12 protein-coding genes and 1 pseudogene are annotated in these 13996 nt (G+C 43.9%); 7 read left to right on the forward strand and 6 right to left on the reverse strand.

From position 1 onward, the window contains the following. The first annotated feature begins 83 nt into the window (after nt 1-83). The 3 genes from HV314_RS10890 to HV314_RS10900 are packed head-to-tail and all read left to right on the forward strand — an operon-like array spanning nt 84 to nt 6171. The gene (locus HV314_RS10890; RefSeq protein WP_045896958.1) at nt 84-1013 is read left to right on the forward strand and encodes a DNA-processing protein DprA; all 930 of its coding nucleotides are present in this window, start codon (nt 84-86) and stop codon (nt 1011-1013) included. Beyond that, a complete protein-coding gene (locus HV314_RS10895; RefSeq protein ID WP_181547997.1) occupies nt 1010-5686 on the forward strand; it encodes a RecQ family ATP-dependent DNA helicase in 4677 nt (1558 codons plus the stop codon). The genes HV314_RS10890 and HV314_RS10895 overlap by 4 nt, the downstream gene beginning before the upstream one ends. Further along, nucleotides 5683-6171, forward strand: coding sequence for a hypothetical protein (locus HV314_RS10900; RefSeq protein WP_032469931.1), 489 nt, complete (start codon nt 5683-5685; stop codon nt 6169-6171). The genes HV314_RS10895 and HV314_RS10900 overlap by 4 nt, the downstream gene beginning before the upstream one ends. Nucleotides 6172-6438: 267 nt before the next feature. Here the strand turns inward: HV314_RS10900 and HV314_RS10905 are convergent, their stop codons facing one another. Both HV314_RS10905 and HV314_RS10910 read right to left on the reverse strand, forming a co-directional pair. Beyond that, nucleotides 6439-7470 (reverse strand): IS630-like element ISEc33 family transposase, encoded by a 1032-nt coding sequence (locus tag HV314_RS10905; protein WP_163448380.1) that lies wholly within the window; start codon nt 7468-7470, stop codon nt 6439-6441. 865 nt (nt 7471-8335) lie between these two features. Beyond that, the gene (locus HV314_RS10910; RefSeq protein ID WP_126297004.1) at nt 8336-9013 is read right to left on the reverse strand and encodes a hypothetical protein; all 678 of its coding nucleotides are present in this window, start codon (nt 9011-9013) and stop codon (nt 8336-8338) included. Between the two features lie 563 nt (nt 9014-9576). Between HV314_RS10910 and HV314_RS10915 the strand changes: the two genes are divergently transcribed. After that, nucleotides 9577-10739 (forward strand): IS3-like element IS3 family transposase gene (locus HV314_RS10915; RefSeq protein ID WP_085947771.1). Its coding sequence is split into 2 segments (ribosomal slippage): nt 9577-9838 and nt 9838-10739, totalling 1164 coding nucleotides; the frame shifts between segments, so codons are not numbered across the junction. A 339-nt stretch (nt 10740-11078) separates the two neighbouring features. On the opposite strand, the gene HV314_RS27590 is transcribed toward HV314_RS10915, so the two are convergent. Then, on the reverse strand, nt 11079-11168 hold the full coding sequence (locus tag HV314_RS27590; protein WP_016153471.1) for a hypothetical protein: 90 nt from the start codon (nt 11166-11168) through the stop codon (nt 11079-11081). Nucleotides 11169-11233: 65 nt separating this feature from the next. Next, a complete protein-coding gene (cspH, locus tag HV314_RS10920; protein WP_049040548.1) occupies nt 11234-11446 on the reverse strand; it encodes a cold shock-like protein CspH in 213 nt (70 codons plus the stop codon). A 297-nt stretch (nt 11447-11743) separates the two neighbouring features. Between cspH and cspA the strand changes: the two genes are divergently transcribed. Further along, nucleotides 11744-11959 carry an RNA chaperone/antiterminator CspA gene (cspA, locus tag HV314_RS10925; RefSeq protein ID WP_016153470.1) on the forward strand — a complete coding sequence of 72 codons (216 nt, stop codon included), beginning with the start codon at nt 11744-11746 and terminating at the stop codon, nt 11957-11959. A 394-nt stretch (nt 11960-12353) separates the two neighbouring features. On the opposite strand, the gene HV314_RS10930 is transcribed toward cspA, so the two are convergent. Beyond that, nucleotides 12354-12524 (reverse strand): YnfU family zinc-binding protein, encoded by a 171-nt coding sequence (locus tag HV314_RS10930; protein WP_162835200.1) that lies wholly within the window; start codon nt 12522-12524, stop codon nt 12354-12356. A 131-nt stretch (nt 12525-12655) separates the two neighbouring features. Between HV314_RS10930 and HV314_RS27355 the strand changes: the two are divergent. Beyond that, a pseudogene (locus HV314_RS27355) lies at nt 12656-12829 on the forward strand (IS30 family transposase); the annotation flags it as partial. 24 nt (nt 12830-12853) lie between these two features. On the opposite strand, the gene arsH reads toward HV314_RS27355, so the two are convergent. Then, nucleotides 12854-13552 carry an arsenical resistance protein ArsH gene (gene arsH / locus HV314_RS10935; RefSeq protein ID WP_016153469.1) on the reverse strand — a complete coding sequence of 233 codons (699 nt, stop codon included), beginning with the start codon at nt 13550-13552 and terminating at the stop codon, nt 12854-12856. 86 nt (nt 13553-13638) lie between these two features. On the opposite strand from arsH, the gene HV314_RS10940 reads away from it, so the two are divergent. After that, on the forward strand, nt 13639-13959 hold the full coding sequence (locus HV314_RS10940) for a transcriptional regulator (protein WP_016153468.1): 321 nt from the start codon (nt 13639-13641) through the stop codon (nt 13957-13959). Nucleotides 13960-13996: the final 37 nt, after the last annotated feature.

Raw genomic sequence — 13996 nt, forward strand, 5'->3', positions numbered from 1 at the left:
AAATTTGTGGTTAATGGACTAGAATTTGTTGTGTTTTTGGAGTGGATGTGAACATAGTAGATGCTCTTGTTGTCAAGAGGCTAATGAACGTTGGTGATGAAACTGTTCTGTCCATCTTAAAGTTTTCAGCGTATAGCGGAGTGGCAACACTCGAAGAACTGGCACACCACTCCTCCAATCTAAAAATATCAAACGGTAAATCTCGAGCAACTCTCGAAAGCTTCTTAGATACTGCGAACTTCCAAGCTCTCAGGGTCGAAGTACAAGCTGAGATTGATTCGTTCAAAAATAAAGGTGTTGAGATTGTTCTCTTCGGTACGAAAACCTATCCAATTGCGTTATACGGTCTCCCGAAACCTCCTCCTTTTCTATACTGCAAAGGCAATCTGAACCTCTTAGATAATAGGCTTTCATTAGCGGTTGTAGGCACTCGTGAAAACACCCCCAAGGGGGAAACCATAACGATTAAAACTATTCAAAAGTTTGCGACTTATGGCTTCACGATAGTCAGTGGACTTGCACTGGGTATCGATACAATTGCTCATCGCGCGGCATTAGACGCCAAAACACCAACGATTTCTGTTCTTGTCGATGTGGAGTCTATTTCTCCCGCAAGTAATCGGGAACTCGCTAAGGAAATATTGGACGAGGGCGGACTTCTAGTTGCAGAGAATGCACCAGGAACCAAAGCAATACCTGCGTTCTTTGCTAAGCGAGACAGGATACAAGCAGGTTTATCTACTGCCGTCTTTGCTATTGAAACTTCGATAGATGGTGGGACGATGCACGCAGTCAAATCTGCTATCTCTATGATGCGTCCTGTCTTCGTTCCTGACGCACATAAAGCTAAGTATCCAGATCTTACTATCAAGGCAATTTCAGGAACTCAACAGCTAGTTAACGAAGGGAGGGCGATACCCTACACGAGCGAATCTTATGAAGATATTCGTCTTCAATTAGAAGATATCGCGAGTTCATTTAGGTCGTTGAAAGCAAAAGGTGGCCTGCTGTGATAAAGGTCATCGTCCTCGATCTTGATGACACGCTTATTGATACATCAAGCCTCGAACCACTTCGGTCAGCTGGCCGATGGAGAGACATACCCAGGTACTTTAATGGTTGTGTCATCTATCAGGACGTTGTCGGCCTTGTTACAACGGCTCGGTCGGTTGGAATCAAGGTTGCTATCTTCTCGAATGCGCCTTCGAACTACGTTCAGGGGCTACTCAAACACTTCAGTATCACTGTTGATTATGTAGTAGCCTACCATGATGTAACTCAGCATAAGCCGAGCCCTGAGGGCGTTACTCGTATTCTCGAGTACTTCGGTGTTAGCGCCGACGAGTCAATTTATTTAGGAGATAGTAACCTAGATCGAGACGCTGCTTCCAATGCAGGAGTTGAGTTTTTCTCAGTAGATTGGGGTTCTGCCTCGGAGATCGATTCGTCACATAAGGGAATAAGCGGTCTCACCGAGCTTATTGGAAAAAACTCGACGCGGAGCTCCGCAAGAACTGGACGTTCTGAGTTAATACAATCTGGGAATAAACTTCATCTGGGATTCTATTTAGATGGTATCAAACAGGAAGTTTGGTCTTTCAAAGATAACAAGAATACTTCTGTTCGCCGCTGGGTTAACAAGACTGTTGAGCTAGCTCCTTCATTCCCAGCCATAGATATAGTTGTTCGAGCGTTAGGTCACGCTGAGCTTAGGGCTGAAGATGGCGATAAAGCATTAGATACCTTGGGCAAATCGCTGGCTGTTGCTTTAGGGGCTTCTTACCAACCTAAGATATTAGAGAAAGATCACGTATTAGATAAATCGACTAATTGCACTGCAACACAAAGACTCCACCAGGTCAGAGGTGCCTATAAAGCCGATTTTGATTCAATAGAAGCTAATTCAAATCCGACATTTCTGATCGTTGACGACGTATTAACTTCGGGGGCTACAACTGATGAGATAACACGCTGTCTATCTCAAGCTTTTCCGAATTCAAGTATTTACATTTTTACGTTGGTTAAAACTCTCTATAGATTGGAGCTAGGCACTGACAGCCAAGAACAACAACACAATAACCAACTGTTTTCAGATTTGTACAACCCAATCATCGACTCGCTGGCGGACGAAAGTGAACTATCTAGACATGTCAGGTCGAAGTCTAGTAGCAGGCTTGTAAGCAAGAAGTTTTCTGCTAACTACGCGAGAACCAACCATAACTTCATTTTCCACAATCTTCTCCAGTATTCTATCTCGTCTGAAACGGCGTCTGGACAGCTATTTGCAGCAATTCAAGTTCTTAAGAATATGCTTCAGAGAGGGAAGCCAACAATAGCCTCGCGGAAACTGAGGAAGGCATTTGGCATTGAACTGGAGAAGAGCGGTCTTAATACATCAGCTCAGGCTCTTGTGTCAGATAAGCCAGTTTTTTGGAATAGATTGATTCGAGGCAACAAGCATTCTGGGTACTACCCAGCGAAAAGGTTTTTTGATGAGCTGATTCCAAAGTATTTCGGTGAGTACATTTTTGTAAAACAACTAATGCTCCCTGAAGTTCAGATTTACGATATGACTCAGGTCTACGTTGAACAATTCCAGAACCGACAGGTAGATTTTTACATTCCTCAAGTTGGTTTAATTATTGAGATAGATGGTCAACAGCACCAAAATTCTCAGCATTTAGATGAGATGAGGGATGCGTTTACTGAAACCTTGGGACTGAAGACAGTTCGTTTCACTGTTCAAGAAGTGGCATCTGAGAATCAGTCATTTATCAGTAAGATAAATTCGATTATTTCTCAAATTCAGATCGTTGATAGTCTAGAGCGAAATGGTGTCCTAACGCCTCCTAATGGTATTTCTTTATTGAATTACCAAGAGGCTTATGAAAATGGAGTCGATGTTACTGACTCGCGATTGAGGCTGACCTCGGCGTTGCGTTTCCAGATACTGTTATTAGAGCTTCTTGAACGAGGTCAGATCAGACTAGGGGAGTTGAAAAAACTATTCATAGTCAATCGTGATGGAACTGATTTTGCTGAAGCGGCACTGGACGACCTGAACGATTTGTTATCGAATATCTTTCGTCTCATCGGCATTGAAGAAAAGCGAATTGAGGTTGCGCTGATCGAATCAGATGAGCTTCCGAGCGAACGGTCTGGTGAAAATATATTCATCGACTTCAGCTTACTGGAGCGTTATGACGATTCCTTTCAAGTTAACCAAGACGTCATATATTCACGTACGGATTACTTCGATTTCTATCGAAACTTCGAAGATTCTGATGCTGTTTCAATAGAAACCAGTCAATTGATTGACTATGACTTTTTCGAGCTTTCATGTAGTAACCCCATTACCTACAAGCTAGATCTTAGCCCAGGCAGCGAGCAGCGAGAGTCGCTGAGATACTTCCTCAGCAACCTGTTTCTACCATACCTAGAGGATGTAGATTTCAGGGAAGGGCAGGTTGGTATCATAGGATCTGCACTTTCGAAAAACGGCACAATAGGATTGCTGCCTACAGGTTCGGGTAAGTCGATTTGTTACCAGCTGTCAGCGGTCCTGCAACCAGCCGTTAGCTTTGTCGTGTGCCCGATAAAAAGTTTGATGTATGACCAGAAAGCAGATTTGGATAGCATCGGCTTCACTCGAAGCAATTTTATTACAAGTGATTTGAAGGCAGGAGAGAAGGCCAAAGTTCAGAGAGATTTCGGACGTGGTAAGTACTTCTTCGTTTTCATATCGCCTGAGCGATTCCAAACCCATGCGTTTAGAAAAGAGATGTTGGCTATCGGACTAGATCTCTCATTTGCCTACGCGGTGATCGATGAAGCTCACTGTTTGTCTGAGTGGGGACATGATTTCAGGACTTCTTATCTGAACCTAGCAAATACAATCGAACGGTTTGCTCCTAGTGCAAGTTATATAGGCCTAACGGCAACAGCATCAGTTAACGTCTTAAAGGATATTCAAACAGAGTTTGATATCCCCGATGATTTTGTCCGTACCCCAATGGACTTCACTCGCGAGGAACTCTCATTCCACGTTATCGACGATAAAGGCCTTAAAGGTGATGCAGTCGTCAAGCTTGTTTCTGAAATGGAGGGTAAATGGAATTCCGATCGGGAAGACGGCAATAAGGCGGGGATCATATTCACACCTACCGTCAACGGAGCTAAGGGTTGTCATAGCTTAGCGGGCCGAATTTCAACACTCTTGAAGATGGATGTTAGATATTTTTCGGGGTCGGCTCCGAAAATGGGTGGATTGCAGGGAGAGGCTTTCGATAGGTATAAGCGCCAAGTTCAAGACGAATTTAAAGAAAATAAATACCGCCTACTTACTGCCACTAAGGCATTCGGAATGGGCGTGAATAAGGGGAATATTGCCTATACGATTCACTTCGGAATACCTGGGTCGATGGAGGCCTTGTATCAGGAAGCAGGCAGGGCCGGGCGAGATAAAAAACTATTCAAGGAAGTACCCGCAGATTGCTATGTGCTTCTCACAAAAGAGCCCAATTCAGCTATTCTCGACAAGATTTGGGACGCTAGCACGAACGTCAAAGATCTGAAGGAGTACGTGAAGTCATTGAGTCGCGATAGCGACCTGAACACAAATCTATTCCTGATGACAAACGGCTTGGACACAATCAATGATGAGTTCAAGTTGATGGCAAATGTATACGAATTCTTTAAGTACAATCAGGAACACAACACGGTGATCATTACTGCCAGGCAGTTTGGTACGGAAAAGTTTAAATTGGAAAAGGCTATCTACCGTCTTTCTCAATTAGGTATTGTCTCTGACTGGGTAATCGAAGACTTTTTTAATGGAACGCTCTATGTCGAGTTCCAGTGCCTATCGGAAGAAGGCCTGGAAAAGAAAATTGAGCATACCGTCAGAAAGTATGATCCTGAGTTTAAGCTCGCTGATGTGTTCAGTAGTGATAACCAGTACTACAAAATTCTCTGCGACAAGCTGAGAAAAGGGTCTATCGATAAATCGCAATTTATCTTTCTTGTTCTTTTACTTTGGTCCTATGACCATTTTGTCTACAACCGCCGCCAGTCACAGAAGAACGTTTATGAACACTGTAGTTCATTTGCTGAAGGCAGGATGGATGGCAAAGAATTTAAGGAGAAGTTGGAGGGTTATTTCAGACACGACAAGTCGAGCCAACTTTTGCTCTATATGGCTGAGAATTCTGCATCGGCGAAGTTATGGCCATCAGTTTTTTTTGAAACTGATGAAGAAGAGGGCACGGAACATCTAGTAGGCAGCGAGAAGATGACGATCCTACGAGGTCAGATTTCTCGATTCCTAGAGTCATACAAAGATAATGCATTCTTGAACTACTTGAGTGGTGTGCTGCGACTAGCTTCCGATGAGTTTGATGATGCAGATGGAGAGCGAAGAATGGCATCGTCATTTGATCGGTTGATCAGTGATAATAGGGATGAAGCACTAGAGCTGGTCCGAAAAACTATGCAGCTAAAGCCAATGTTCTCTGAAAATGCGCGAAGCCGCTTTGCTCGTTTGGTCCATGAGAAATTTGAAGATTTGGATTTTCTTGAGGAGGTAAATGAAGAGCTAGGAGATCCGTTCTCCTATCACACTTTGTTAGCTCCACTAGCAATTAGACTTGAAAAACTTACCAGCCTATACAAGGGGATTAATTGGTGAATGACATACAGAAACTACACCGGGTAATCGATTCACTCGAAGAGCAATCGACGCAAGTGGCAGAGTTTAATGGCCTGTTGAGCGCCGTCAACGATGCAAGAACTGAGATAGAGGCAGCGAAATCAACGCTCGCAAGTCTAGCTTATGAACAGGCTGAATTGGTTACGAAGAACTCGAATAAATTTGAAGAGTTTGACGGTCGCCTTACGTCACTGAATGATCTTCTAGGCCAGATCAAAGATGAACAGTTGAAACTAAGGCGTGAGGTTGCAGCCTTGAAGTTTGTAACACCTGATCAGTTTGAACAAGGCTGCACAGCAATTGATAGCCGCATTGCTAAACAATTAGCGGAATTGAAAAGCAAGTTAGAGGCAGCGGTGGAGTCTCAGCAAAGATCGATAAGCGGGCTACGAACCATAGTTGTTTTAGGTATCTTGGTGTTGGCTGGAGGTGTCGGATTCTTGGCTATGAATATGGTTCTTTAATTTTTAGATTGTCATTCAGTTTTTAATTGTAATCAATAAGTTGGAATACAGAATCGAGCCAAGCTTTGAACTTTGCTAAGATAGGCAATACTTTTTCTTGTCGAAGTTGGTAGCGTTCATCTGGGGTTAGGTTTTTACTTTTCGCCTATTGTGCCAATGCGTAGAGTTTGCCGATATAACTTTTTGCTATATTCGCTCGGCCTTTAACGCGCTTTTCTGATTTAACGCATTTTCATATTTACGTCTAAATAGCTGCGCCTAATACCGCTACACTTTTGCCTGACCATGTTTTCCTCCGGGGAATGGGCTGGCGGTTTCCATAAAATGGCGGACCTTTTTCAGTAACTGCCACATTGAGCGGCACTGATGATTACGGGTTATCGTGTCATGAAGTGCCTGCCATAGCCGTTCCACATGATTCACCCACGGCGAGTAAACCGGCTGGTAAATTACCCTGAACTTGGGATTTGCTTTCAACCAGCGCTGTGTTTCGCGGCTTTTATGGATAATGTAGTTATCAACGATCAGCGTGATTGTTTTCGCCCGCCGGTAAGTGGCTTTCAGGTGCTTCAGCAGAGCGATAAACAGCGCTGAACTTTTGCTGTTGCCGCCCACGTAGCTGACTTTACCCGTGCCACTGTGCAGTGCGCCGGCCAGATAGTATTTTTCGTTCTGCCCCGGCGTCACTACCCGTTTCTGCTGTCCGCGCAACTGCCAGTCCGCACCGATTTTAGGATTAAGGTGGATATCCACTTCATCTTCATAAAATACCGGATGCTCTACGCTGCATTCATCCAGCGCTTTGTGGATTACCGCCATCTTTTCATCTTTATGTGGGTCACGGATACGCAGAGTTGGCGCGGCCCTGCGCCATACAAGCCCCGCAGATGGCAACCAGCGGCGAACGGTTCCTGCATGTAACTGGCAACCGGTTATCTCATTGATTTTTATTGCCAGTAATTCGGTGCTCCAGCGTGAACGTTGATAACCAAAATCGCCGGGAGAATGCTTTATCAGCTCACGTAACAGGGTGCAGATATGTTCAAAAGGCCAGCGTCGGGAGCGCCCTGCGGGTAAGGATTTCAGGCCTTCAATACCTGAGTGCGTAAACCAGTTAATCCAGCGACCAACGGATGAACGGGCACAACAGAGAGTTCTGGCAACATCGCTGACCCGTTCACCCCGATGAAGCATCAGCATGGCCGTGAGTCTGCGGGCATGATTTTTATCACGCGTTTTATGAATAGCTTTCTGCATCAGGCGTCGTTCGCCACGGGGTATTGGTACTATGATCGGCATCGCTCAGTCCGGTTGGTGATTTTGGTTGGTTTGGCGATTGATCAGATCGCACAATCCGGGCTGAGTTCCCTTTCAGTGATCTACTATTCCGCGCAGCTATTTAGGATATCGTTGCTTTTACTATGTATCTTCTTATCTAAGATAGATTTTATTTTTATTGTTTTATTACCTTCAATATCACAGGAAAGCAATAGAGCCTCACTTCCATTTGTACTAATTATTATTTCATCTTCACCTGTATATATGTGGTTGAAAATATTTGGTGTATAATTACCTATATAGAAAGCCAAGAAGAAATAAGTTATTAAAGTCCATGCAGCCCATTTCGAAAAAAAATGATTTAGATTTTTCCTGGAATATTTTTTTAAGACAACTGTTTAGTAAGAATATTGATACAAATAAAATCAGGTTTATGATAAAGAATTTCCATTCTAATAATATGTCACCCAATATTAGCATAGGTGCCATCATTCCAGCACTAATTATAGTAATATGATGAAATAAAGTATTCGAACTTCTATATGCATTTCTTAACAACAAAAAAACTGCAATTATTATAATTGCATTCTGCACAAGGGTTAATACTAATGAATTGAAATCTATCCATATTAAACTTATTGGATATCCATAATAAACAGAGTTGCCGAGTTTATAAAATACATATGTCGCATATGACATAAATGTGATTAATGTTATTATCGATATGTTACTTTCTAGTTTGTATGTGCTATTTCGCATCTAATATATCTCTATGCAATTAACTCTAGATTATTTTTAATTCCATACTAATACGCTATATTATCAACATATGATACTCAAACAATTTGTTCCCCTTAACCAACAAAGGGGAACAAAGAATTTACACTTAAAATTCTTTTCTTGAATCGAATCCACTTACAATTGTATAGTCTATAAGAGAATTATTTGCCTCGTTAATTCTAATTTTAGCACCTTTATATGCGACAACTTTTGTTCCTTCAGTAAGGTCAAAAGTAAAGTCTGTTGTATATGCAGATCTCGCCATATTATTAGAGAATTCACGATATGTGAATTTTAATGTGTTCCCTGACTTTCCATTATACTCTATCGTCTTTACAAATGAATCACTAACCATACATAATCCATTTGGTACATATTGTATTGAGATTTCACTCGAATTGTATGTTGTACCATTAGGCGGTGATATTGTATTTTTCGCTTTATCATATGTTACATAGTTTACTGAGTTAACAACTACGCCATATAAGTTTTTAAGTCCAATTGAATTCTTATCAATCGGATTTACATAAACATTGTTTCCGGTATGGCAATATGTCCCTTCTTTAATTTCCGATAGTGACCCTGACGCGTTACCAAGTTTGAGTAATTCAGTTTTATACCCAGTAGCTGACCTTATAATGTGATCACCCATGTATGCTTTGTTAGTTGTACCAACCATTGGTTCCACATATTCTTGAGTTGTGACTTTTGGAGCAACACTACCCGGAGCACAGCCAGATAATAATGTGGTACCTAAAACAATTAGAGGTATATTATTTTTCATGCGTTACTATTCCATATGTGTGTAGTACTAAAGTCAAAATCTTATCATACCAGATAAAGAATGGTAATAGTTCAATAGGTTATTGCTCTTTCCCTTCCGGCTCTCCTTTTTAGTACATATTAGAATTTCGCATGAGGTACATGAGAATCAATAGGGATTACTTTAGTTTCTCCCAGTAGCGGGGGGCGACTCGTTCACACCTTCGGCGGTTCACTGCGTGGCGACTACAAGAGACTTTGAATAATCTATTGAGAAGTAATTCTTGTAGTTGGTACTTCCAATCAATTCTTTGTTAGTACTTTTATTGTCTGAGCGAAAGCGAGTAGGAATAACACGAAACCACCGTGTGGTCAGATACAACGTGACACACGGTGAGTTTAAGCTATGTGCTGATTCTGTGCTCAGCGTAATCCAAGTCTATCTATTTACTGCCAATTACAGTCAAGTAGAAGGACAACTACAGCAAAGTTTCGCAATACACTGCTATGTAACACATTGTGATCTTACCCAGCAATAGTGGACACGCGGCTAAGTGAGTAAACTCTCAGTCAGAGGTGACTCACATGACAAAAACAGTATCAACCAGTAAAAAACCCCGTAAACAGCATTCGCCTGAATTTCGCAGTGAAGCCCTGAAGCTTGCTGAACGCATCGGTGTTACTGCCGCAGCCCGTGAACTCAGCCTGTATGAATCACAGCTCTACAACTGGCGCAGTAAACAGCAAAATCAGCAGACGTCTTCTGAACGTGAACTGGAGATGTCTACCGAGATTGCACGTCTCAAACGCCAGCTGGCAGAACGGGATGAAGAGCTGGCTATCCTCCAAAAGGCCGCGACATACTTCGCGAAGCGCCTGAAATGAAGTATGTCTTTATTGAAAAACATCAGGCTGAGTTCAGCATCAAAGCAATGTGCCGCGTGCTCCGGGTGGCCCGCAGCGGCTGGTATACGTGGTGTCAGCGGCGGACAAGGATAAGCACGCGTCAGCAGTTCCGCCAACACTGCGACAGCGTTGTCCTCGCGGCTTTTACCCGGTCAAAACAGCGTTACGGTGCCCCACGCCTGACGGATGAACTGCGTGCTCAGGGTTACCCCTTTAACGTAAAAACCGTGGCGGCAAGCCTGCGCCGTCAGGGACTGAGGGCAAAGGCCTCCCGGAAGTTCAGCCCGGTCAGCTACCGCGCACACGGCCTGCCTGTGTCAGAAAATCTGTTGGAGCAGGATTTTTACGCCAGTGGCCCGAACCAGAAGTGGGCAGGAGACATCACGTACTTACGTACAGATGAAGGCTGGCTGTATCTGGCAGTGGTCATTGACCTGTGGTCACGTGCCGTTATTGGCTGGTCAATGTCGCCACGCATGACGGCGCAACTGGCCTGCGATGCCCTGCAGATGGCGCTGTGGCGGCGTAAGAGGCCCCGGAACGTTATCGTTCACACGGACCGTGGAGGCCAGTACTGTTCAGCAGATTATCAGGCGCAACTGAAGCGGCATAATCTGCGTGGAAGTATGAGCGCAAAAGGTTGCTGCTACGATAATGCCTGCGTGGAAAGCTTCTTTCATTCGCTGAAAGTGGAATGTATCCATGGAGAACACTTTATCAGCCGGGAAATAATGCGGGCAACGGTGTTTAATTATATCGAATGTGATTACAATCGGTGGCGGCGGCACAGTTGGTGTGGCGGCCTCAGTCCGGAACAATTTGAAAACAAGAACCTCGCTTAGGCCTGTGTCCATATTACGTGGGTAGGATCACTGATCCTGCGTAGAATTTAAAATCCCTCGGCGTTCGCGCTGTGTGGGTTCAAGTCCCACTCCGGGTACCATGGGAAAGAATAGAATAATCAAAGCAATAAGCAGTGTCGTGAAACCACCTACGGGTGGTTTTTTTGTGCCTGAAATTTCTCGCTTCTCGCTCAGCGAACCTTCAAGCTCAGAAATCCCCTGGCTTTCATCCTTTGTGCATTAAAGGCATTTGGGGTGTAACGCAAACATATCACCCTGACGGGCTCAACACAGGTACGCCAACGCTATTGCATCTCTTACCGGTCTTGAACTAACAGGTTAGATGAAAACAAGCAGAGTCACTATCAGCGTGCAGCATGAGCTCTTAAGGCCCGTCAGCCAGTCGTTGAGATAGATTTTCTGATACATATGAAACTCTCCCTGTTTTGAAATTCTCTTTTATGATTCCAGAAGTCAGGAGGGGCGGCTACAGGTCATGAGAGATAAACGTTCGCAGCCGAGGGGCCTCGAAGACCATTTATTCGACAAAACTCAACGCGTAATCCGGGGATGAGTACTTCTGAGTCACGGAGACTTAGGGCTGAAATGTGAAGCTGTACATCTTTGCGACCATCGGAGGGGGAGATAAGGCCTTTACCGCTCTTGCAGTCAAAGGCTTTGACAATTCCTGTCATTTTACGAGACAAAAAAATTCCTTAAAGCTAATAACGTGTTGCACTATACACATACCCCTGGATAATGCCAGAAATATTTTTCAGCAATCGTGAGATCTGGATGGCTAAAATAAACATTGATTATTATATACGCCCGTGCGTTAATGGTCGCGTCGGTTTGAAGAACAGACAAAATACAAAGTAGTTTACTAAAGCAGTTCTCATTTCAGGTGTTTTATATTTATCCCTTCTTTGAGTCTCCCCACTAAGCACTAAGTAGTTTCTGTAATAAAACCATGTTCGCCGGAAGGCCAAATTAAGGAATACAAAATGTCAAAAAAGATGAATGGTTTAGTAAAATGGTTTAATGCCGATAAGGGATTCGGTTTTATTTCTCCTGTTGACGGTAGTAAAGATTTATTTGTACATTTTTCTGCTATCCAGAGCGATAATTTCCGCACCTTGTTTGAAGGGCAAAAAGTCTCTTACTCCATTGAGAATGGTACTAAAGGTCCGGTTGCTGGCAATGTAGTTATTACAGAGTAAATCCTTTTTTTGTCTGTATGCGATAACGAAGAAGGCTAAAGCCTGAGTAGACATACTGACAGAAGCAATGGATGTATTGTTGGGTCAGTAGAGATGAAATGTTACTGATCCGGCATTCAGGGCAACGGTCAGCATATTTCATCTCTCTTTTGCATGAGAAAGTATGCTGACCATTGTGAGTACGTGTAGGTTCGCTGTACGAAAAGTCTAACCGCTTGCCTTGCACGACAACGTACGCAAGGGGATAGCTTTTCCCAGATATCACCATAATTTTTATTTTTTAAATATGAAAATACTAAACCCGCAGCCAGCGGGTTTTCTATTATCTGTAGCTTGATAAATCTTAAAATACAGATGTGGTGATTCTGTTCCAGAAATAGAGTCTAAAACGGATTCAGGCTGCTTCTTTTTGGTTTGTCTGGAATACTTTATTGCAATGAGGACAGATTAAAAGAGAACCTTTTTGTACTCTTGAAAAACTGTGTTCAGATTGTTGGGTACAGTTTGGGCAGGTGCATTTGACAAGATAGTTGCGGCGTGATTTAGAGTCTTTACGTTCTGACATAGGCTTTTCCTTGAGTGGATGAACTTCAACCATACCCTAATTCGTCCAAAAAATCTTAACTTTATGATGTTTTGGATATGTAAATATAAAGAAAAGGTATCGCAAAGAGCCTGATGATAAGGGCGGCTTCCCAAATTTATTTCTGTAATCCTCAATCACCCTGGCTGCGTGGTTCATATGAAAATATGAACAGATTGCTCAGACAGTATTTTCAAAAAGGAGCTGGCTTATCGGTTCGCAGCCAGCAAAGAATTAACATTGTTGCATCCAGCATTGAACGCCCAGCAAAAAGCGGACGTTTTTGAGTTTGAGCTCAGAAAGAAAGGCCGTTATATTTTCGCCTGATTGACGCGGGATGAAAGCTCCTGATGGCTCTCTTTTCGTTCGCTGTAGCGATCGGCAAGGTAATCGGTTTGCCCCTTGAGCAGCAGCGTGATTTTAAACAACTCCTCGGCGACATCGACGATACGATCATACCAGGACGAAGGTTTCATTCGCCCGTTCTCATCGAATTCTTGCCAGGCTTTGGCTACTGAGGACTGGTTAGGGATCGTGAACATCCTCATCCAGCGCCCAAGGATACGCATCTGGTTCACGGCGTTAAACGACTGCGACCCGCCGCAGACCTGCATCACCGCCAGTGTTTTTCCCTGTGAAGGGCGAACGGCCCCTTCGCTTAAGGGTATCCAGTCGATCTGTGCCTTCATCACCGCACTCATTGCCCCATGCCGCTCCGGGGAACTCCACACCATCCCATCACACCATCTGACCAGCTCGCGCAGCTCGGTGACTTTTGGGTGCGTATCTGGGGCATCATCCGGCAGGGGTAAACCTGAGGGGTTAAACAGTCTTACTTCCGCTCCCATCGCCGTCAGCAGGCGTCCCGCTTCTTCTGCGGCGAAACGACTGTAAGAACGCTCTCTTACCGAGCCATACAGGATCAGTATGCGTGGCGGCTCCTGGAGCTGCAGGCGTTCAGCAATCTGCTGATCGAAGCAATCAGCATTCAGTGCAGGAAAGTGTTCCATTTTTTACTCCTCCGGGAGACTCTGTGATTTCAAATTCAATACATATGATTTATCATATATGTATTCTAAAGGGAACGGAGTAAAAAATGCTACAGCCTGTTCAGCTTTTTAAAATCCTGTCGGATGAAACCCGTCTCGCCATTGTTATGCTTCTCCGGGAATCCGGCGAACTGTGCGTATGCGATATATGCGCGGCGACCTCTGAATCACAGCCTAAAATTTCTCGCCACATGGCTATTCTGCGTGAAGCAGAGCTGGTGCTTGACCGCCGGGAAGGCAAATGGATTCACTACCGTCTGTCTCCCCACATGCCAGCGTGGGCCGCTGAGACGATCACGACGTCCTGGCAGTGTCTGAGGAAAGATGTGGGTGAATGGCTGAAAAAATCAGCCTGCACATCCTGTTGAGAGAATTTTTCACATACACATAATCATATATAAAGGA

Origin of the sequence: Citrobacter sp. RHBSTW-00887, assembly GCF_013728095.1 — a bacterium.
GTDB classification, from domain to species: domain Bacteria; phylum Pseudomonadota; class Gammaproteobacteria; order Enterobacterales; family Enterobacteriaceae; genus Citrobacter; species Citrobacter braakii.